The 21,283-nt window shown below is 55.2% G+C and carries 17 protein-coding genes and 2 pseudogenes; 8 read left to right on the top strand and 11 right to left on the bottom strand.

Annotation, left to right across the window (positions count from 1 at the left end):
- Positions 1-95: 95 nt before the first annotated feature.
- Positions 96-338 (bottom strand): annotated as a pseudogene (locus Q669_RS11355) (type II toxin-antitoxin system Phd/YefM family antitoxin); the annotation flags it as partial.
- Positions 339-584: 246 nt separating this feature from the next.
- Between Q669_RS11355 and Q669_RS11365 the strand changes: the two are divergent.
- A pseudogene (locus tag Q669_RS11365) lies at positions 585-1,750 on the top strand (IS3 family transposase).
- A 96-nt stretch (positions 1,751-1,846) separates the two neighbouring features.
- Entirely contained in the window at positions 1,847-2,719 is an 873-nt protein-coding gene (locus Q669_RS11370; RefSeq protein ID WP_022992328.1) for a diacylglycerol/lipid kinase family protein, read from the top strand.
- A 62-nt stretch (positions 2,720-2,781) separates the two neighbouring features.
- On the opposite strand, the gene Q669_RS11375 is transcribed toward Q669_RS11370, so the two are convergent.
- On the bottom strand, positions 2,782-3,861 hold the full coding sequence (locus Q669_RS11375; protein ID WP_319802659.1) for a sodium:calcium antiporter: 1,080 nt from the start codon (positions 3,859-3,861) through the stop codon (positions 2,782-2,784).
- 124 nt (positions 3,862-3,985) lie between these two features.
- On the opposite strand from Q669_RS11375, the gene Q669_RS11380 reads away from it, so the two are divergent.
- Together Q669_RS11380 and Q669_RS11385 are read left to right on the top strand one after the other, a co-directional pair.
- Positions 3,986-4,948 carry a hypothetical protein gene (locus tag Q669_RS11380; RefSeq protein ID WP_022992330.1) on the top strand — a complete coding sequence of 321 codons (963 nt, stop codon included), beginning with the start codon at positions 3,986-3,988 and terminating at the stop codon, positions 4,946-4,948.
- A 200-nt stretch (positions 4,949-5,148) separates the two neighbouring features.
- The gene (locus Q669_RS11385) at positions 5,149-5,793 is read left to right on the top strand and encodes a hypothetical protein (protein WP_022992331.1); all 645 of its coding nucleotides are present in this window, start codon (positions 5,149-5,151) and stop codon (positions 5,791-5,793) included.
- A 333-nt stretch (positions 5,794-6,126) separates the two neighbouring features.
- On the opposite strand, the gene Q669_RS11390 is transcribed toward Q669_RS11385, so the two are convergent.
- The 6 genes from Q669_RS11390 to kdpF form a co-directional block, all read right to left on the bottom strand.
- Positions 6,127-6,861: a response regulator gene (locus Q669_RS11390; RefSeq protein ID WP_022992332.1), complete on the bottom strand. Its 735-nt coding sequence runs from the start codon at positions 6,859-6,861 to the stop codon at positions 6,127-6,129.
- Positions 6,858-9,536 (bottom strand): sensor histidine kinase, encoded by a 2,679-nt coding sequence (locus tag Q669_RS11395; protein WP_022992333.1) that lies wholly within the window; start codon positions 9,534-9,536, stop codon positions 6,858-6,860. Before Q669_RS11395 ends, Q669_RS11390 begins: the two co-directional genes overlap by 4 nt.
- Positions 9,533-10,138 (bottom strand): potassium-transporting ATPase subunit KdpC, encoded by a 606-nt coding sequence (gene kdpC / locus Q669_RS11400; protein WP_022992334.1) that lies wholly within the window; start codon positions 10,136-10,138, stop codon positions 9,533-9,535. Before kdpC ends, Q669_RS11395 begins: the two co-directional genes overlap by 4 nt.
- A gap of 10 nt (positions 10,139-10,148) precedes the next feature.
- Complete coding sequence (gene kdpB / locus Q669_RS11405; protein WP_412917497.1) at positions 10,149-12,167, bottom strand: potassium-transporting ATPase subunit KdpB; 2,019 nt, start codon at positions 12,165-12,167, stop codon at positions 10,149-10,151.
- Between the two features lie 13 nt (positions 12,168-12,180).
- The gene (kdpA, locus tag Q669_RS11410; RefSeq protein WP_022992336.1) at positions 12,181-13,893 is read right to left on the bottom strand and encodes a potassium-transporting ATPase subunit KdpA; all 1,713 of its coding nucleotides are present in this window, start codon (positions 13,891-13,893) and stop codon (positions 12,181-12,183) included.
- A gap of 79 nt (positions 13,894-13,972) precedes the next feature.
- Positions 13,973-14,086: a K(+)-transporting ATPase subunit F gene (kdpF, locus tag Q669_RS20110; protein WP_081698952.1), complete on the bottom strand. Its 114-nt coding sequence runs from the start codon at positions 14,084-14,086 to the stop codon at positions 13,973-13,975.
- 262 nt (positions 14,087-14,348) lie between these two features.
- Between kdpF and Q669_RS11415 the strand changes: the two genes are divergently transcribed.
- On the top strand, positions 14,349-15,296 hold the full coding sequence (locus tag Q669_RS11415) for an FAD:protein FMN transferase (RefSeq protein ID WP_227501094.1): 948 nt from the start codon (positions 14,349-14,351) through the stop codon (positions 15,294-15,296).
- A gap of 187 nt (positions 15,297-15,483) precedes the next feature.
- On the top strand, positions 15,484-16,941 hold the full coding sequence (locus Q669_RS11420; protein ID WP_022992338.1) for an aspartate kinase: 1,458 nt from the start codon (positions 15,484-15,486) through the stop codon (positions 16,939-16,941).
- 7 nt (positions 16,942-16,948) lie between these two features.
- Here Q669_RS11420 and Q669_RS11425 read toward each other — a convergent pair whose 3' ends face one another.
- The gene (locus tag Q669_RS11425; RefSeq protein WP_081699738.1) at positions 16,949-18,316 is read right to left on the bottom strand and encodes a TrkH family potassium uptake protein; all 1,368 of its coding nucleotides are present in this window, start codon (positions 18,314-18,316) and stop codon (positions 16,949-16,951) included.
- The gene (locus tag Q669_RS11430) at positions 18,313-18,966 is read right to left on the bottom strand and encodes a potassium channel family protein (protein WP_022992340.1); all 654 of its coding nucleotides are present in this window, start codon (positions 18,964-18,966) and stop codon (positions 18,313-18,315) included. The genes Q669_RS11425 and Q669_RS11430 overlap by 4 nt, the downstream gene beginning before the upstream one ends.
- Positions 18,967-19,150: 184 nt before the next feature.
- Between Q669_RS11430 and Q669_RS11435 the strand changes: the two genes are divergently transcribed.
- Together Q669_RS11435 and Q669_RS11440 are read left to right on the top strand one after the other, a co-directional pair.
- Positions 19,151-19,492 carry a hypothetical protein gene (locus Q669_RS11435; protein WP_022992341.1) on the top strand — a complete coding sequence of 114 codons (342 nt, stop codon included), beginning with the start codon at positions 19,151-19,153 and terminating at the stop codon, positions 19,490-19,492.
- Complete coding sequence (locus tag Q669_RS11440; RefSeq protein ID WP_022992342.1) at positions 19,492-20,949, top strand: TrkH family potassium uptake protein; 1,458 nt, start codon at positions 19,492-19,494, stop codon at positions 20,947-20,949. Before Q669_RS11435 ends, Q669_RS11440 begins: the two co-directional genes overlap by 1 nt.
- Before the next feature lie 173 nt (positions 20,950-21,122).
- Here Q669_RS11440 and Q669_RS20115 read toward each other — a convergent pair whose 3' ends face one another.
- Positions 21,123-21,260 (bottom strand): MbcA/ParS/Xre antitoxin family protein, encoded by a 138-nt coding sequence (locus Q669_RS20115; protein ID WP_152525047.1) that lies wholly within the window; start codon positions 21,258-21,260, stop codon positions 21,123-21,125.
- Between the last annotated feature and the right edge of the window lie 23 nt (positions 21,261-21,283).

The raw sequence follows: 21,283 nt of genomic DNA on the forward strand, positions 1-21,283 counted from the left end.
GTAACAAAACCAACTCGTCTACTCAAATTAGGAGCGGATGTCATGATTTGGCCCTCTTCGGGGTGAGGGCCTGCAAGCAAAGCGAACACTCTAAACTCATTCAGATCAACTCGAATACTTGGCTCTCCACTTCGCTCTGTAACAACGGCAACCAACTCATGATCATCCAGCCTGTCGAGCATCGCCTCGTATACTGCAGCAGGAACACAGTAAAAGATGGGCTCATTCCGATTCAAAACAGCAATTGGAAATCCCGCCCCTGAATCCAGTGCCGCCATAGGATTCTTTTTCAGCTCCGAGATGCTTACAGTAGCCTCAGTGAAGGTTTGTCTGGCCATGTGAACGCCTCAATATAAAGATCTATTAACAGGCCTGAGCTCCCGAGGGCAGCATGGCTCCCTATAAGCCATCGGGGACTCCAGCGCCTAGCGCTACCTTGTATTTAGCTTAGCTCCATGAGTAGCTTTGGTCGCAAAGTGAACATTCGGATCAGAGTCCAATTTCCATAAATTGTAGTGGCATAGTGAATCTGGCCACCTGATTTTGAGTGTATGATCACTCACAGAGCAAGTCAGGTGGATACGATGACGAAGAAGAGAAATTTCAGCCCGGAATTCCGTCTTGAGGCGGCCCAACTTGTAGTTGATCAAGGGTACACCCTGAAAGCGGCCTGCGAGGCGATGGGCGTCGGTAAATCCACGATGGAGTACTGGGTACGCAGGCTTCGAGCAGAGCGATCCGGCAAGGCTCCACAGAGAGGTGAGGCGCTGACCCCGGAGCAGCGTGAGATTCAGGAACTGAAGCGCAAGCTGCGGCGGGTGGAGGAAGAGAAGGAAATATTAAAAAAGGCTACCGCTCTCTTGATGTCGGACTCCCTTAGCAATTCTCAATAATCGAGCGACTTGAAGAGAGCCATGCGGTGCAGCATCTGTGTCAGGTATTTGGGGTGCATCGCAGTAGCTACCGGGCCTGGCGCAGCCGGGACAGCAGGCCCTGTGAGGCGGAGCAGGAGCTGCTGGATCAAATTGTCGAAGCGCATACGGCCAGTAACGGTTCGGCCGGTGCTCGCAGCATCGCCCAAATGGTCACGCAGGGCGGAAAGCCGCTGAGCCGTTATCGAGCTAGCCGACGGATGAAACAGTTGGGCCTGGTGAGTACGCAACCTCCAGGCCATGCCTATAAGAAAGCGTATCAGCCGCACCTGGACATCCCGAACCATCTTGATCGGGAGTTTGACGTGAAGGAGCCCAATCAGGCCTGGACGAGCGATATTACCTATATCTGGACCGGCGTGCGCTGGGCTTACCTGGCGGTGGTTATCGATTTGTTCTCCCGTAAACCGGTGGGCTGGGCAATGTCTTTGTCGCCCAACACAGATCTGGTGAAGAAGGCTTTGACGATCGCCTACGAATCACGCGGAGAGCCTTCGGAAGTCATGTTTCATTCGGATCAGGGCTGCCAGTACACGAGCCTGGGCTTCCGACAGCTGCTCTGGCGATATCAGATGAAGCAGAGCCTCAGCCGTCGAGGGAATTGTTGGGATAATGCCCCGACAGAGCGCTTCTTCCGGAGTTTGAAAACAGAGTGGGTACCGGAAACCGGGTATACGTGCTTTGCCTCAGCAAAGCAGTCAATAACGAACTACATGATCGGTTATTACAGCGGGCTGCGACCGCATAAGCATAACGGTGGACTGCCGCCAAATATGGCGGAGAAAGCCTACTGGAAAACTCAAATGACAGTGGCCTAAATCGCTTGACCACTACAAATCTTTTTACGAGTCCGCCGAACCTATGGGATGGTTGCAGGACAAGGTAGTCGTGACAAATCGGAGTTCAATCACCCAATGCAGTATTGGCTGGCCGTTAACAAGAAAGCCGGGAAAGAAAATAATGATGGCGACGTCTATTGGTGCGAAAAGTTAACCGCGGCAGGCGTTGATCCAATCATCCCTTGCGGTTTCGATGATCTTGGTTGGACTCAATCCGTGACGGTGGGCGATTGCATTATCGCTGCGGGTGGCGATGGCTCGGTCAATCGGGCGGCGGCCATCTGCCGAGAACGCGATGCCATTCTTGCGATTTTACCCACTGGAACCGCCAATGATTTTGCGCGCAATCTGTGGTTGCCCTCTGACCCGGATCAAATCGCCCGTCTCATTGCGAGCATGCAATGGCGATGGGTAGATGTGGCAGAGCTCAATGGCTTGATCTTCCTTAACGTGGCGCATATCGGCCTGGCCACGCTGCCCGCTCGATACGTTGCACCAAGCAGCAAGCAATGGCTGGGACGATTCAGCTACGCAGCCACCCTGCTCAAGCGCCTGGGAGCACAGCGCGGGTTTCATGCCAGCATTCAGTGTGACACCGGCTACCTGAAAGGTCGCTGGCTCTCAATCTCTGTCGCCACCGGTGCATTTTACGGAGGTGGACAGCAGATTCCTCAGGCCAGTGCCAACGACGGACAGCTCGACATTGTCGCCGTTCGACCCCGTTCGTTGCTCTCGCTGGTGACTACGTTTGCAATCATGCGATTACTCCGCCGCGCCCCACGAAAACACTCAACCGTGGTTCATCTCAAAAGCAGCCATTGTCATATCCAGACCAGTAACCCAAAAACAGTCACTGCCGATGGGGAGGTGTTCGCGAAAACGCCGATAAACGTGACTTGCCTTCCCGGGTCACTTGCTGTTGTATGTGAAAAGATTGTCGAGACCTGACGAAAGTCACGCAGCAGGTATTTTTCATTTCAATCCCGGACCGACCTTCCCCTTGCGAACCATCACTGACTTGGCGGGAAATTGACAATGAAATTGGTCAAATTAAACGACTCCAGTCCCATACAAACGACAAAAATGCCGTACATGATCAGGAGGCTCCAGGATTCCTTACGGCTTAAGATCAGGTCAGTGCGCATCATCAGAAAAAGGGCCAATGTTGCGACCGTCAAAATGGCCATCATCGGCGCTGCGACCGAATAGTTGATGACAGCACTTCCGGCGATCAATACCCCAATAGGAATGCAGCAGAGTAAATCAAAAATGTTGCTTCCCAGTACATTAGCCGTGCTGGTGATGCCTTTACCACGACGGGCAGCGCGAACTGACACAAAGGCATCCGGAATTGACGTGCCAGCGGCGACGATGGTTATGCCCCAGAGGAAGCTTGGCGTATCCAGAATAGCGCCAAAGTTTATGGCGGCCCGAACCAGCCCTTCGACACCGATCAGAATCAGGATCAGCCCAGCTGCAAGTCTTGCCCACTCTTTTGCGGGTTGAACGTGTGAAACGTCTTCGTCGGATTGGTAGTCCATTGTGTCCTGGTATTGGACAAACACATAAATGGCGTAGAGGACCAGGGGTAAGATGGCGAGGCCGCGGGTGAGCTCGCCCATTAGAACGTCGTTGCCGGACTCCACCGGGTTGTAGATAACGGCGAACGAGAAAGTCAGAAGAAGCGCAGCGACCGCTATCATATAGAACTGTGCTTCTTTGTAGACCAGGTCGCGATTGGTCATTAACTGATGCTTGGCAACCAACCCGCTTAATGCCGGTATCACCATGATGTTGAACAGAGCGGAACCCACGATGGCGGCGACGCCCAACTCGAATTCTCCGTGCACCAGCGTGGACACGACGACGGTCGCCAATTCAGGAAAGCTGGAACCAATGGCAACAACGATCGCGCCCTGGACAATCTCGGGCAATCTGTAAAACAACGAGAGACTTTCGCTGGCGGATTCGAGCAGACCGCTGCCTTTCCAGACAATTCCGGTTCCAATGACAGCGACTAAAGACCATATAAGTAGTTGTAAAATATATCCTCCTGATCGCCGATTACAGGTGCCGGATGACCTCAGCAGTCAGTGATGATTCATGCCAACACTCACGCGCAGCCATGGCAGAAATTTCCAAAATGATTGCGAGATCCTTTACCCTCCAACAAATGCTCAATACATCCCGTTTACCCGGGATAGGGAGTTCGGCATGAGCCAGAAGTCTTTGGATATCCAGCGCCTTGAACGCTACAACAGCGAACAGACTCAGTACACCCTTGCCATTATTACGGACGAAGACCACGCGTCCCAGGTAACACTGGATGATGGTCAAACCGCTTGGCAGTCAACTCTTCGTTTCGACAGACTCCACCGCGACACCGATCCTGTGACCGGGAATGTCCGCTACTGCTTGGAAGAGATCCCCAAGAATGCGGGGGGTGAGCATCAGCTTATCAGCCTGATCGCCGAAGGCGGCCGCGGCGCGGAATTCTCCGAGCTTGTTCAGTTTGGCGAACGGTTGGTCAACTTTGACGACCGAACTGGTCTGGTCTGTGAAATACGCAACCGTAACCAGCTTGTACCACGTCACATCCTGATGACCGGCAGCGGCGATGAAAAGTTCAAGGGCTTCAAGAGCGAATGGGCCACGCTCAAAGGGGATCAGATGATCGTCGGCAGTCAAGGGAAGAACGCTCAGGAAGAATGGGTCAAACTTCTGAACCGCGACTACAGCCTGGAGAGCCAGGATTGGCGCCAAAACTATCAACGTATTCGGGATGCTTTGAACGTTGGCAAACAGGGGTACGTCACCCACGAGGCGACGGAATGGCACCCCTATCACGGCTGCTGGCTTTTCTTCCCACGAAAAATTTCTCACACACCGTTTGACGAAGACATTGATGAGAAAGAGAGAGGCGGTAACACGCTGGTTGTTGCAAGTTCAGACTTCACTGATATCAAAACACTTGAGGTTGGCAGAAGAATTCCAGAACGCGGAGTCTCTTCATTCAAGTTGATACCCGGTCGGACCGACGAGTGTATCGGGCTCAAAAGTGTCGAAATCGGAAATAGTACGGAAACGTATCTGTTCTGCTTTGATCTGGAGGGCAACGTTCTGCAAGACGATACATTAATAGGTCACTATAAATGCGAGGGCATCGAAATCCTGTAAAACTTCATTCGACATAAATTTTTAGGCAATCAGCATCCAGGACAAAGAGATTTCCCGAGCGTTAGAGAATGTTAATAAACCTTGTATCTGCGCGGTCTGCCACGAGACTGGTAGTAGATGATCAAGGGTGAGTGAGTAACCTGCTCACCCGGATCATCTGACTTAAGATCACATACCACAAACGGTAAGGAGATCAGACTATGAAGCGCACAGCACTCTCTATCGCTATTGCTTCAACGTTCGCACTTGCACCGGCTGCCGGGCTGGCCGCGGAAAGCCCATACCTCAAATCGGATGGTTCCTGGATCACCCTGAGCGGAACAGTGACCAGCACGACAGCAGACACGTTCAAACTGGACTATGGCGAAGGCCTGGTCACCGTTGAAATGGACGACTGGGACTGGTTCGAGGAAAGTGGCGAACTTCTTCCGGGCGACAACGTCACGGTTTACGGTGAGATTGACGACGATACCTTCGAAACTGCAAAGATCGAAGCCAGTAGTGTCTTTGTGGACAGCCTGGGCACTTACTTTTATGCCAGTGCCGCAGATGAGGAAAGCGCCACCGATTTCGATGTAGCGCCTACCATCGATCTCGGCCAGATGGTGCTCACCGGCACAGTAACAGGTGTTGACGGCACAGAGTTTACCATCGACACAGGCGCACAAAAGACGACGATCGATACGGCTCTGATGACGTACAACCCGACTGATGATGAAGGCTATCAACAGATTGAAGAAGGTGATTTGGTCACCGTGACCGGCGACGTGGACATTGATACCTTCGATGACGCTGAGCTAATGGCGGATACCGTTGTTACGCTTGATGATGAAAGCAATTCTTAAACACAACTCCCTTCAGCCCCGCGTCGGGCGGGGCTGTAATCTTCAGTAATTCGATTGCCATTGTGAACCTCCTGGTGTTTACCTCGGTCCACTCCTCACAGATAAATGACTAAAAGGCGAATGTTCGCTTTTGTTTAGCTCGGCTCGGTCGCAAAGTGAACATTCAGGCAGGTCTACCAATACCTTCCCATGAAGAAATGCAGACTCTTTTCTGAGTATGAACTGCATCGGCGACACAGTCATGGGCGGGGACCATCTGGTGGGCCGGAATAAGCCCATCAATCGTTTAAAAGAAACTCTTGAATGAAGTCCACAACCCTCCATCCCGATCGTTTATGCCTGATCCGAAGAATCGAGAAACCGATAGCCTACCCCCGGCTCGGTTTGGATATAGCGTTGTTCCGTGGGGTCATCACCGAGCTTCTGCCTCAATCTCCCAATTAGAATTCGCAGATAATGCGTGTCCGTCGTGTGAGTAGGCCCCCAAATATCCTTGAGCAACTGCGATTGTGTGACGATCTTTCCAGATGCAAGCAGCAAGACCTTCAGCACGGCAAACTCCTTCGGCGTGAGCCTGACAGGCTCACCGCTGACCGTGACTTTGTGCATAGCCAGGTCAATATTTAGTTCGCCGTTCTCGAATATCGCTGAGGTTTCAGGGGCAGCTGAGCTCTTTCCTTTCTGTTGGAGACGCAACTGGGTTCGAACTCGTGCAAGCAGCTCATCAACGCCAAACGGCTTCGTAACATAGTCGTTCGCACCGAGATCTAGGGCTTTTACTTTTTCTAGTTCTCGATCCCGCACCGAGAGAATGATAACGGGAGCTGATGACCATTCCCGCAAACCAGCAAGCACCTCAGAGCCATCCATATCCGGAAGCCCCAAATCCAGAATCACGAGATCCGGTGAATGCCTTGCGCACAACCCGAGCCCGGACTCACCATTTTCCGCTTCAAGCAATTCGTATCCTTCCGTTTTCAGGCTGATGCGCAGGAAGTGCCGTATTTGCGGTTCATCATCAATAATTAGAATACAGGGCGTTTCCCGGTTCTGTGCTGAGGCAGTCATTCACTGGTTTCCCGATTAGACTCTTGTTCAGGGGATTCTATCAGGGGCAACGCTATTTCGATGGTGGCACCGATACCATTTGGGCCAGCCAAAGCCTGAATCCGGCCACCGTGAGCCGCGACCATACCGTGACAGATCGCCAGTCCCAGTCCGCTACCGTGAGGGCCCCGGTCGCCTTCACCGCCGGTGAAGAACATATCGAAAACCTGGCCACGCTGGTCTTCCGGTATGCCTGGCCCCTCGTCTGAGATCGCAATGATCAATTCATCGCCTTTCCGTTGAGCCCGGATGGACAGGGTTGAGTCGTCGGGCGCGAACTTCGCGGCATTTTCCAGCACGTTGACCAGGGCCTGCTCAATAAGTGCCGGATGTACGAACAGCAACGGCAAGTCCTCTTCCAAATCGCGCTCAACCCGGACATTCGACATGAGGTTTCTTGTGCGCCTGAGAGCAGAAGAGAGGATATCGGTGAACGCGATCCAGTCCCTCTCGATCTTGAGCGTGCCATGGCCCAGCTTCGTCATGTCCAGCAGGTTTCGGATGTAGCGATCCAGGCGCTCGCCCTCACCGAGCACTGAATCCAGAAGGCTATCGCGATCCTCATCTGAGAGCCGGTCGAACATCGATTTCAGCGTGCTGGCAGAGCCAATCATGGAGGATAACGGTGTTCTCAAGTCATGGGAGATGGAAGAGAGCAGCGCGGAGCGAAGCCGCTCAGTTTCCTCTGCCACCCGTGATGCTGACAGATTGGCCGCCAGGCGGGTACGAAACCATGCCAATCCCAGTTGATGAACGTAAACATTGATGGCCAGGCCCCGGTAATACTCCGGGGTCATATCGCCGACTCGAATACCTAGTACGCCGTAGATTTCACCATCGGCCTCAATAGGTTCAAAGCGCCACGGAAGGCTGTTCAACGTGTCGGAAAATGCACCGCTGGGTTTGGCGTTACGGATGCCCCAGTCGATTGCAGAGCGCGCCGCTTCATTGAGTGGGTGAGACGGGCCGCCCTTAACCACCACTTCGATTGCATCATTTTCAGGGCTCCGTTGGGCGATAATCAAAGGAAGCTTAAGTTGGGCATAGAGAGCCTCGACCGCTTCGGTCTGGACGGAGGTGATGTCGGGCGCTGACGCTAGCCGACGGGTAAACTGTAGATGAGCATCAGTGAGATCGTTCGAGGCGCGAAGCATCTGGACCTGGTCCCGCAATCGGCCGGCAAGGTTGCCTCCCGTGACTGCGATAATCAGAAAGAACACCACCGTCAGCAGCTCATCCGTATCTGCCATCTGAAAGGTAAGCCGAGGATCCGTGAAGAAAAAGTTGTAGGTCAGAAAGCTCAGAGCCGCGGCAAACAGGGCTGGACGAATCCCGGTTCGGGAGGCCACCCAAAGCACGGATGTCAGAAAGATCAGGGACAGGTTACCCAGCGGAAGAACGTTCTGCAGTCCCATGGCGATTGCGGTTGCGGCACCCACACTGCCGACGGCCCAGGCATAGTCGCTATATCTCACCGCACGGCCGGCGGCTTCAGTAAGCCGACGCCGTTGTTTTCTGGGCACGGGTATGAAAGTGACTTCAAAGGCCTCAGCGTCTTTCAGCAGTGCGCGGCTGGTGGATTTTCGGAAGTGCCACCAGCGATTGTGGGAGCGGCCGAGAATCAGCGTTGTGACGTTCTGCTCTCTCGCGAAGGCCAGGATTTCTCCGGCCACGTCGTATCCGCGAAGCGTTCTGACCTCTGCGCCCAGGCGGGTGGCCAGGTCGAACACTTTTTCCAGCCGTTGGCGTTCATCGGCGCCTGCTCGGCCATTGTCCACAGTGGCGACGGTCCAGGGTGCTTTCCGGCGCTCGGCGAGCCGCCGTGCGGCTCGAACCAGGGATTCACCCTGACCAGAGCCGTCCACCGCGACCAGCAGTCGCGATCGAATGTGCCAGGGGCCTGCGATGCCACGGGACTGCATGTTCTCTCGCACATCGGCATCCAGCCGTTCAGCGATAGCCTGGACGGCAAGCTCCCGCAAAGCAGACAGGTTGGAGGGCGAGAAATAGCCATCCATTGCGGCACGAGCCTGTTCCGGGACATACACCTTGCCTTGCCGAAGCCGTTCCAGCAGCTCAGAAGGGGTCAGGTCCACCAGAACGATGTCTCGGGCGCGCTCCAGAACAGAATCCGGGACGGTTTCCCGCATTCGCACACCGGTGATGCTGGCCACCACGTCCGAGAGGCTTTCCAGGTGTTGGATGTTAACAGCCGTCCAGACGGTAATGCCCTGATCCAGCAGTTCTTCAATATCCTGGTAACGCCGTGGGTGCCGAGTGCCCGGAATATTGCGGTGGGCAAGTTCGTCCACCAACAGGACATCCGGTCTGCGTTTCAGGGCGGCATCGACATCAAACTCCCGGAATTGCTTGCCGGCGTATTCGACTTCTTTTGCGGAGAGCTGTTCGAGGCCCTCACACAATGAGAGCGTATCGGCTCGACCATGCGTTTCCGCGACACCCACAACAACGTCCACACCCTGGCGCTTGAGTTCGTGGGCGGCTTGCAGCATCTGGTAGGTCTTGCCCACGCCCGGAGCGGCACCCAGAAAGATTTTTAGCCCCCCGGCGGACTCACGCTCCTGAGTTTTCAGGAGCGCGTCCGGGTTGGGGCGATTCGGGTCGCCTTGGTTCAATCGTTCAACTCCTTGCCATCCAGTGCCAGGTTAATTTTCAGAACGTTGACTCGCGGCTGGCCAAAGATCCCCAGGGTAGGCCCCTCCGTGTGCTCCGCAATCAGTTCATTGACTTGGGCAACCGGAATATCACGGGCCTTCGCCACACGCTCGGCCTGTATCATAGCCGATTCCGGCGAAATGTGAGGGTCTATGCCGGAACCCGAGGCCGCCAACAAGTCCGCAGGGATGGACGTCGGAGCGATATCCTCTCGCTCGGCAATGGCCGCGGAATCCTCCGCAACCCGGACCCTAAGATCCGGATTGCTGGCCGCGTAGTTCGAGCCGCCAACGGAGAAAGGATCGTAACTGGCCGCGGAAGGCCGCCCGTGGAAGTACTCGGGTGCGACGAACCGCTGCCCCACCAGTTCTGATCCGACGATCTTGTCGTCCACGATGATCATGCTCCCTAATGCCTGATGGGGAAACATGACTTTTCCGGCCGTTGTAACCAACAGGGGATACAGTCCGCCACACAGCAGGATCAGGACGACGGCCGCGCGCACCGCAGAGAGCCAGGAAGCGGACCGGGTGACGGCCCCAGTGTTTGAATCAGTCATCATGTCAGTCTCCTCAGATAACCACGGTGAGCATCAGATCCAGGGCCTTGATGGCCGCGAACGGCAGCAACAGGCCACCCAATCCGAAGATCAGAAGGTTGCGGCGCAACAGCTGTGTGGCGGTTGCCGGTTTGAATTGCACGCCTTTGAGGGCGAAGGGGATCAACGCCGGGATAATCAGCGCATTAAAGATGGTTGCGGCCAACACCGCGCTCATCGGGTTTTCAAGATCAAGTACGTTCAGGGCATCCAGGGCCGGCAGACTGGTGACAAACAGCGCTGGCAGGATAGCGAAGTACTTGGCGACGTCGTTGGCCAGGGAAAAGGTGGTCAACGAACCCCGGGTAATCAGCAGTTGTTTGCCAATCTCTACCACCTGCAGCAGTTTGCCGGGGTCGGAATCCAGATCCACCATGTTGCCGGCTTCCCGCGCGGCCTGGGTGCCCGAGTTCATGGCCAAACCAAGGTCGGCCTGAGCCAAGGCAGGAGCATCGTTGGTGCCATCCCCCATCATGGCCACCATGCGGCCTTCCGCCTGCTCCTTGCGAATGATGTCGAGCTTCTGTTCCGGTGTGGCTTCGGCGATGAAATCATCCACACCCGCCTCGGCGGCAATCGCCGCAGCAGTTATCGGGTTGTCACCGGTAATCATCACCGTCTTCACACCCATGTCCCGAAGCTTGGCGAAACGTTCCTTGATGCCGGACTTGATGACATCCGACAGGGCGATCACACCCAGTACCCGATTACCCTCGGCGACCACCAGCGGTGTAGCGCCGTTCTTGGCAACCCGGTCAACCAGAGTGTCTGTTTCCTGCGGATAGTTGCCGCCGTTTTCCGTAACGAATTTGCGAATGGCATCCGTTGCGCCCTTGCGCAGAATCCGCCCATCCGGCAGGTCCACCCCGGACATACGGGTGTTGGCAGAGAACGCAATGAATTCTGTGCCATCGGCTGCCTCGGCGTCCGAGCCCTTATCCCGAGCCAGAGCGACAACGGATTTGCCCTCGGGGGTGGGATCTGCCAGGGAAGTGAGCAGTGCGGCGTCCCTCAAGGTGCCCGGCGCCACGCCCCGAACCGGTTCAAAGCCCGTTGCTCTGCGATCACCCAGGGTGATGGTGCCGGTTTTATCCAGCAACAGGGTGTCGATAGAGCCGGCCACTTCCACCGCCTTACCAGACTTGGCAATGACGTTGGCACGCATGGCACGGTCCATACCGGCGATGCCGATAGCCGGCAACAGGCCCCCGATGGTCGTCGGGATCAGGCACACTAACAGGGCCACCAGAACCGAGTAGGATGGGGTAGCGCCCACAAACCCGCCAAACGGCACCAGGGTAACGACCACAATCAGGAAGACCAGCGTCATGGCGGCCAGGAGCACGGACAACGCCAGTTCATTCGGTGTCTTCTGGCGTTGCGCGCCTTCAACGAGGGCGATCATGCGGTCCAGCAGGGAGTTGCCCGGATCGACGGTGACTTCGATCACGATCTCATCGGACAACACTTTGGTGCCCGCGCTGACACCGCTGTTGTCGGTACCGGCTTCCCGGAGCACCGGCGCAGATTCACCGGTGACCGCCGACTCATTGATGGTCGCGGCGCCCTGAACAATCTCGCCATCCGCGGGAATCAGTTCGTTCGGTTTTACCAGCACCCGGTCGCCCTTGCGAAGGTCTGTGGCGGGCACTTCCTTGTGCTGCTCGCCATCGAGTTTGCGGGCTTTCAGGTCTTTCCTTGTAGCCCGGAGCGCACCGGCCTGAGCCTTGCCGCGGGCTTCCGCGACAGACTCGGCACCATTGGCGAAGAGGACGGTGAATAGCAGGATCGCACTGATCGCGAAATCCAGGCCAGCCGGGGCACCCTGGGCGAGGTGGCTCAAGCCCAGCAGAAAGGTGATCACCGTTCCGATACCGACGACCATCATGACCGGGTTGCGGGCCAGATCCTTTGGCGTCAGCCGCTTGATGGATTGGCCGACAACTGTGCCCAGATCAAGTGAGTCAGTCATTTTGGGGGTTCTCTTGGACATCATCATTCTCCACTCAGGACATCAGACTCAGGGCTTCAGCGATCGGGCCGAGAATCAGCACCGGCATAAAGCTCAGCAGGGTAAACATCACAATCACCGCCAGGGTCATCAGCCCAAAGGTGGGCGTGTCGATGCTCAGGCTGCCCCGACCTTCCGGCGCGGAACGCTTGGCGGCCAGTGATGCGGCGATTGCCAGCGGTGCGAGAATCGGGATGAAACGACCCAGCGCCAGGTTGACGGCACAGGTCACGTTCCACCACACGGTGTTGTCGCCAAGCCCTTCAAAGCCGGAACCGTTGTTGGCAAAGGCGGAGGTGTACTCGTAAATCACCTGGCTGATGCCGTGGAAGCCCGGATTGGAGTTGCCGGTCAACGATGGGAAGGCAACGGTGATAGCGCTGAAGCCAAGGATCAACAGGGGCTGGATCAACAGGGCGATGCAGACTAGCTTCATTTCCCGGGTTTCCAGTGCCTTGCCGGCAATTTCCGGTGCCCGGCCGATCATCAGCGAGCCCAGAAACGCCGCCAACAGCAGGAACAGCAGGTAGCCAATCAGCCCCACACCGATACCGCCAAAGGTGACGTTGATGAACATGTCGATCATCGGGATCATGCCGCCAATGGGGTTAAAGCTGTCGTGCATACCGTTGACTGACCCGTTCGAGGTCTGGGTGGTCCAGCTGCCCCAGAGTGCGGTTGCGGTGGCACCAAACCGGACTTCCTTGCCTTCCAGGTTTTCACCCTCAGCCGCAAGGCCGGAGAAGGCCGCGTTAGGCTGGTTTTCGGACCATATCGCCACCGACGTCAGCGACACCGACATCACCACCATCACGCCCATTACCACCATGGCCAGGCGCCGCCGGCCGGTCATGAAGCCCAGGGCAAACACCAGGGCGGCGGGAATCAGCACAAGCGAGACTGTCTGAACGAAGTTGCTGACCGGTGTCGGATTTTCCAGGGGAACGCTGGAGTTGGGGCCATACCAGCCACCGCCATTGGTGCCGACCTGTTTGATGGCCACCATGGGTGCCACCGGACCAATCGGAATGTTCTGCTCTTCCATACCGGCGGTCTGGTCCAAAGGAATGGCGGTGCGGGCGCCTTCGTAACTGTTCGGTACACCTTCGGCAGCAATGATCAGCGCCACCACCGCAGCGACCGGCAACATAACGCGAACAATGGCCCGGGTGATGTCCTCGTAGAAGTTACCGACAGAGACGACCCCATCGCCGACCGGTTGTTTCTTCTTGTCTGAACGGCCCAGAAGCGTGCGTACAATCGCAACCAGTGCCGCCATGCCGGCTGCGGGTGTCACCACCTGCAGGGTCACAATACCAAAGGTATGCGCCAGGTAGCTGAGCTGCGCCTGCCCTGAATAGTGCTGCTGGTTGGTATTGGTCAGGAACGAGACCGCCGTATGAAGCGCCAGGTCCCAGCTCATGCCGTCGATACCGTCCGGATTCAGGAACAGAAAGCCTTGGGCCATCAACAGGCCAAAGACGATCAAGACCAGAGCAAGGTGCAGTTTTAGCAACGCCTTGCCGTAACCCTGCCAGCTCATGCGCTGGGAAGGGTCAACGCCAAACAGCCGATACAGACCGTTTTCCACTGGCAAAAAGACGGCGCCTGCCGTCCCCTTGGCGCTGCCAAAGACGCCTGCGATGTACTTGCCCAAAGGCCACGCCAGAAGCAGCGTGACCGCATAGATTACGATGACCTCGTTCACAGCCGTTCCTCCAGATCAATGAACAGGAAACACAGGCCAAACAGCCCCAGAATCACGCCAATACCGATCAGTGCCATGGTCAGAACCTCTCGGGCCAGAGCAGGGCAGCAACCAGGTAGCCGCCGACTGCAACAGAAACAATCAATAGGAAAATAGACACGCTCAATCTCCTTCTGTGAGTTCGCCTTTCCATGGTGCTGGGGCAGGGCGTAAAAATTCGATGACCAAAACGGGGCCGGGGCGTAAAAAAGCCGTTAAAAATTCACCGGAGCGTCCCAATACTGCGGTCTAGATGGGTAGACTCCAGGCCAACGTAAGTCCCCATTTCGAGGTTACTCATGTCTGATCTCTATCGAGTCCGATGCTTTCTTTGGCGACACTGGCGCCAGTGCCGAGCGCTAGCTCTCATCCTTACAGGGCTGTTGCTGAGTGCCTGCGACCAGCCGCCCCAGCTCATGTCATTAAGAGGCCCCGCTCAGGGAACGACCTGGCATGTCACTTTCTGGAAAGCGGGTGGGGTAACCTCCAGCTCAGTACAAGGCGGTATTGTTGAGGAACTGGCACGTATTGATGCGCTCATGTCGAACTACCGGCCGGACAGCGCAATCGAGCGATTTAACCGGGCTGAGGCATCGGCCCCCACGGCGGTTGGGGAGGAAGTCGTTGCCCTGATTGCAAAGGCAAAAACGGTGAGCGAGGCCAGTCTTGGCTGCTACGACCTGACGATCAAACCCCTCTTTGATCTCTGGGGATTCAGTGGCCAGCAGCTATCGGTTCCTTCGGAGGTCGAGCTGCAACATCGGTTGGATGAGGTCGGAATGGAGTTTCTGGTACCAGGATCAAACGGCGGGCTTTCGAAGTCCCGCTCAGATCTTCAGGTCGATCTTTCATCCATCGCTCAGGGGTATACCGTTGAAAAGATGGCTGGTGTGCTGGAATCCGCCGGGATTGAACACTACCTGGTGGAGCTGGGTGGAGAAATGAAAGTTCGGGGCCACAAGCCGGGCGGCGAACCCTGGCGCGTCGCGATCGAGCGTCCAACGCCGGGCGAGCGGTCGGTTCATAAGGTGATCACGATTGCTCGTGACGCGCCCATTTCGGTCATGACATCGGGCACCTACCGCCATTACTTCGACGATCAGGGCCGGCGATACAGCCATGTGCTGGATGCCCGAACCGGCCGCCCGGTCAACCATGACACCGTGTCCGTTACCGTCCTCGACGAGGACCCCAGCCTGGCCGATGCATGGTCTACGGCCTTGCTTTGTTTGGGGGCGGACAACGGACGAACGGTCGCCGACCGGCATGGAATTTCGGCCCTGTTCATCGAAGAGGTGGAAGGAAAACTCAGTGAGGCGACATCCAGGGCATGGCGTGACATGTCGGGAATAGACATTGATTGACTAGTTTCCAGCCAAACACATCCCCCGAAGACCAATCGATGTTACGAATGTTTTACGGGAGCCGCGCTTTTTTTGCGCTTTTTTTACTGTTTCAGGCGGTGCTATGGGCTGCAAACTTATTACAGATATCCTCTGAACTCCCAGAAGTTTTCAGGGGGGCCATTCAATCTGAGGCAGGCTGAACCTTATGGCACGGAAAGATGTTGATAGAACCGGTCATACCGTTGAGAAAATCGGCGGAACCTCGATGAGCAATTTCGACGCGGTACGCAAGAACATCATCGTGGGCGAACGACGTGGAGAAGAGCTGTACAAACGAATCTTCGTTGTATCTGCTTACGGTGGCGTGACCGATCTTTTGTTGGAGCATAAGACGACGGGAAAGCCCGGCGTCTACGGGCTTTTCGCGGGCGCAGAGAATCGGTGGGCCTGGGGGGATGATCTGACCCGCCTGGAAAAATGCCTGACCGATATTAACCGGTCCTACTTTGAGGATCTGAGTCTCAGGCATCAGGCGGATCAGTTCATTCTCGATCGGGTGGAAGGGGTGAGAGAGTGCCTCATCGATCTTCAGCGGCTTTGTTCCTACGGGCACTTTCAGCTAAGCCAACATCTGGTCAAGGTTCGGGAAATGCTGGCAGGGGTTGGTGAAGCCCACAGCGCCTTCAACACCTCACTGCGCCTGCAGTCAGAGGGCATCAACGCCCGCTTCATCGACCTGACCGGTTGGCGGGAAAGTGAACGCCTGTCTATGGATGAGAAGCTGAAACGATCGCTCGAGTCCGTCGACCTGACACGCGAACTGCCAATCTGCACGGGCTATACCCAGTGCAAAGAGGGGCTCATCGAGACCTTCGACAGAGGGTACAGTGAAATGACCTTCAGCCGCATCGCGGTGGTCACCGGCGCTAGGGAAGCGATCATTCACAAAGAGTTCCACTTGAGTTCGGCAGACCCGAATATTGTGGATCCGGCCAAAGTGGTGACTCTTGGCCGAGCGAATTACGACGTTGCCGACCAACTGGCGAATTTGGGCATGGAAGCGATTCATCCCAAAGCAGCCCGTGGACTGTGCAGCGAAGGGATTCCTTTGCGAATCAAGAATTCCTTCGAGCCCGAACACCCCGGTACGTTGATCACCGGAGGCTATCAGGCTGAAACGCCTCAAACAGACATTGTGACCGGCCAGAAATCCGTCATGGCGGTATCTGTGTTCGATCAGAACGCGCCCAGCATCGCCGAGATTGAAAAGACGTTTCTCGACGTAACGTCGCGCTTTCGCGTGCATCGGATCAACCGTGAGAGCAATGCCAACACGCTCACGTTTTACCTGAGTGCGACCCTAAAGCAGGCAAAACGGATTGTGAATGAGCTTGGCAGCAACTTTCCCGGGGCTGAGATCAGCTTGCGCAAGGTAGCCGTGGTTGCCGCGATCGGAAGCTCACTCGATGTTAACAGTGTTCTGATCGCGTCACTGGTGGCGTTTGATGAAGAGTCGATTCCGGTTCTGGCGGCTCACCAAACCATGAGAGACGTGGAAGTTCAATTTATCCTGGACAGCGATCAGTTCGATCACGCTGTCCAGCTTTTGCACTCTGTGTTGATTGAGGCGCGCCCGAACAGAAAGAAGGCAGTCGCAGCCTGACCCTGAATCAACCAACCGGGAACTCGGTTTTCGCATAGCGAACATGGGATTTACGTCGCACTGTCAGGGTATAGCCCAAGGTAAGCGGGCCAAGGCGACCGATTAGCATGATTGCCATGACGACCAACTGGCCGGCGGTGCCGAGTTCGCCCGTTGTTCCCCGTGAAAGACCAACGGTGCCGAACGCGGAAACCACCTCAAACGCGATGTCCAGAAACTCATCCTCAACCAGGATGCTCAGAGACAGAACACCCAGAAAAACCAGCGCCATCCCTATGGTCGCTGTGGCAAGGGCTTTGAGGACTGTTTCACTACTGAGAGAACGCTTGAAAAAGCTCACGTTCAGATTGCCCCGCAAAAACGAACGGGTTGCGGCAAGCATAATGACGAATGTCGAGATTTTGATACCACTGGATGTGGAGTTCGGGGCACCACCGATGAACATGAGAAGCAGCATCAGCACACTGCTGCCGGCGGTTAACGATCCAATATCGAGGGTGTTGAAACCTGCGGTTCGTGGTGTCACGCCCTGAAACCAGGCAGCCAGGAGCTTGTCCCAGAAACTATCCAGTGCGCCAAGAGTCGCTGGATTGCCAAATTCCAGGATGAGGATGGCGCCGGTAGCGAACAGGTTCAGCAGTAGGGTGGCCAAAAGGATGACTTTGACGTAAACCGACAACCTCGACCAACATCGCTTATCAAAAAGCTCCATGATGACGATGTAACCCAGGCCACCTGTGATAAACAGGGCCGTGACGGACAGACTGATGCCAGGATGGTCAACGTAGGCGGAAAGGCTATCTGGTGAAAGAGCGAAGCCGGCATTGTTAAACGCTGAAATCGTGTAGAACAAGGCCTGGTAGAGACCCTCCCACCACCCCAGCTCCGGAATAAAAAACACGCCTAATAACATAACTCCGATAGCTTCTGCCGTTAAGGCGAATACGGCTATCGACCCGCTGGCTCGCCTCGCTGTCTGAAGCGAGATCTCATTAAAGGCTTCCTGCGCAACCAATTGATGCTTCAGTCGGAGCTTGAAGCCCAGGGCAAGGGCCGTGAGCACCGCGAACGTCATCAATCCTAGCCCGCCCAATTGAATCAAGGTCAGAATCACTAACTGTCCAAACAGGGTGTATTGACTCCCGGTGTCCACTACCACGAGACCGGTAACTGTGACTGCCGAGGTTGCGGTAAAAGCCGCCTCCATCCAGGTCACCGGCTCAACAGTCGCAAAGGGCAACTTGAGCAAGCAGGCGCCAAGAACTATGAGAACCAGAAACGACTCAAGCAGGAGTCTCGGTGGGTTCATGCTTCCTTTTGCGGAAGGCTCGCCTCTGGCACCGTGGGAAACCAGATCCAGAAAATGGATTTTCATAGGCGGTTAACCAGATCCCTCAAGTCTTCGAGCTGGCCACCGAGGACAATCCTGTCGCCTTTTCGGATCTTCCAGGTGTGATCCGGGTGGGGGTGCGCTTCCTTCATGCGCTTCACTACCAGTGCTTCAACTGGTTCGCCGTTGATCACCTCTCCGATGGTCTTGTCAACAAGGTCTTCTGTGGTGTGAAAATCCACGATGAAATAATCATCGTCCAGGCCCAGGTAATCATGCACCATCGGATAATTCAGTTCCTGGGAAATCCGGACACCCATCTCGAATTCCGGTGCAATGATTCGGGTCGCCCCAAGCCTTTCCAGAATGCGATGGTGCTGGTTTGTGAGCGCCTTGGCCCAGACTTTCTTTACCCCAAGTTCTCGGAGTTGCAGCGTGGCGAGCATCGTAGCTTCGACGTTCCTGCCTATGGCCACTACAGCGGTATCGTAACTGCCGGCGTTCAGTTCAATGAGCGAGTTTTCGTCTGTGACGTCCGCGATCACTGCATGAGTGATTTCATCAGCCAGTCGGTCAACTCGTTGTTCGTCCGAATCAATACCCAGCACCTCGTGGCCGAGGCGAGTTAATTCACGTGCGATCGTTGCCCCAAACACACCAAGGCCAATGACAATGAACTGTTGTTTTTCAATCATGGGTGCGATTCCGGTGTCGGTTACTGACTGGCTGAAGAAATCTTCTCATACACCTGTGATTGCGGTGCCCTCACTGCCGTAAAAATACCGTAAAAATTCGTTCTGCACCGTCCTAATTCCACCTCGAATATGATCTCCTTACGCCGTCTGATGCAAATTTGGTCGAGAGCAGGGCTTGTCGGCAATGGGATTCTATCGATTGAAACCGGGATTTCTGGGCCATGCCGTGATTGCGCTGGCTTGGCTCGGTTTTTTGGCTATAGCGAACAGACAGGCTTCCCAGCCAGTGGCGTCGATATTTCCTTATCTGGCACCCGTCGTCTTTTTTGCATGGGTATACAATGCAAGATGGGGATTCTTGTTGGCAGGCATTGCCACTCTTGCTGCACTTCCAGGTGATTATGTTGAAACTCATACCAGAGCGGAGCTGCTCTACGCAGGGTTTTCAACTTATGCGCAACTGACGGGAGCCGTCATTGGCTGCATGTTGGCGAAAATCATACGTGAACGGTCTGGGCGATCCTGATGATGGCTCTGTTTAATATCCTTCCTGTTATACAAATACTTGGCTTTCTGCTGATTCTCCTAAGTTTTTTGATGACCCTGCCTGTAAACCTGCTGATGTTCGGCGACACACCGGATTGGCTGGCTTTCGTGAAATCCGCAAGTATTTGTTTTGGCGTAGGACTGGTCTGCTTCTTCAGTGCTGGTCGAAAGCGATATGCGTTGAAACAGAGGCAGATGTTCATCCTCACAGTTTCCGCCTGGGTGTTCATTCCGTTATTTTCCAGCCTTCCGTTGCTGCTGAGCGATCTCAAACTTAGCGTGACGGACGCTTTTTTCGAAAGTATCTCCGGGGTAACAACCACCGGCTCCACAGTTATGAGTGGTCTCGACAACCTCCCGGGGGACATCTTGCTGTGGCGGTCGATCATGCAATGGATGGGCGGCATTGGAATCATCGGCATGGCGGTGGCAATCCTGCCATTCCTCAGGATTGGTGGTATGCGCCTGTTTGCCACTGAATCGTCCGAGTGGACAGAGAAGGCGGTGCCGCGCACCAATCGTTTAGCCCGTGGACTGGTGTTCAGTTACCTCGCACTGACGCTTGGTTGCATCCTGACCTACTGGGCATTGGGGATGGACCTTTTCAACGCGGTAAATCATGCCCTGACTACCGTTTCTACGGGAGGCTACTCGACGTCAGACAGCTCTATGGGTCAGTTTGACCAGCTTTCCATTCTTTTTGCATCAAGCCTCTTCATGATGCTGGGGGGCATACCGTTCTTTCTCTTCGTCAGGTTACTGAATGGCCAGGTGCAGCCAATACTGAGGGACCAACAGATTCGCTTTTTCCTTAAATTCCTTTTGTTGATCGCATGCCTGATTACCGTTTATCGGGTGGTGAATGAGGGGGCGTTTCCGATCGATGCCTTCGTGCATGCTTTATTTAACGTGACATCGGTAGTCACAACTACCGGTTATGCATCTCAGGACTATTCGCTCTGGGGCCCCTTCGTGGTGGTACTGTTTTTCTTTCTTACATTCGTGGGAGGGTGTTCTGGCTCTACCAGTGGTGGCATGAAGATGTTTCGTTTTCAGCTGTCCATGCTGCTGTTGCGTGAGCAAGTACTCCGGCTGCTCCATCCGAACGCAGTAATTGCGAGACACTACAACGGACGAATCATCAGCGATGAAATCGTAGCGTCCAGTGTTGCCTTTTCATTCATCTTTCTTGCGACACTTGCTGTCGTCGCTGCCATCCTTGCTGCGCTGGGCCTCGACCTTGTGACGAGTTTGACCGGAGCCGCTACAGCATTGGCGAATGTTGGGCCTGGCCTGGGCGACACTATTGGTCCCGCTGGTAATTTTCAAACCTTGCCGGACGGAGCTAAATGGGTATTGATGGCGGCGATGTTGCTGGGGAGATTGGAGTTACTCAGTGTCTTTGTGATGTTCTCGCCTCATTTTTGGCGTAGCTAAGAGACTGACACATTCGAAATGGCCCTTCGAACAAGCCCCGCATCAAGGCAGAATTGGTAGCGGAGTAACTGTTAGAAGCTACCGTCATCGCCGATGGTCACGACAGTACCCAAGGTTCGCTTTTGTTTAGGAAGCCCATCTTTGAGACTGGTCAAAGCTCGAATAATCATGTTCTATGAAACAGCTCCCTCTTGCCATTTTTTAATCACGTTCCTCAGTTTTAAGAGCCCCGCCTCGGTGTCCATCAGCGTGACCGGCGCTTGATTGCCTATAGCCCGGATCGGAGATGACAGCCATAGTTCAGCTGTCACTCTGAGGTGGACCCAATCAGTTG

The sequence above is a fragment of the Marinobacter sp. C1S70 genome, assembly GCF_000475355.1.
GTDB lineage: Bacteria > Pseudomonadota > Gammaproteobacteria > Pseudomonadales > Oleiphilaceae > Marinobacter > Marinobacter nauticus.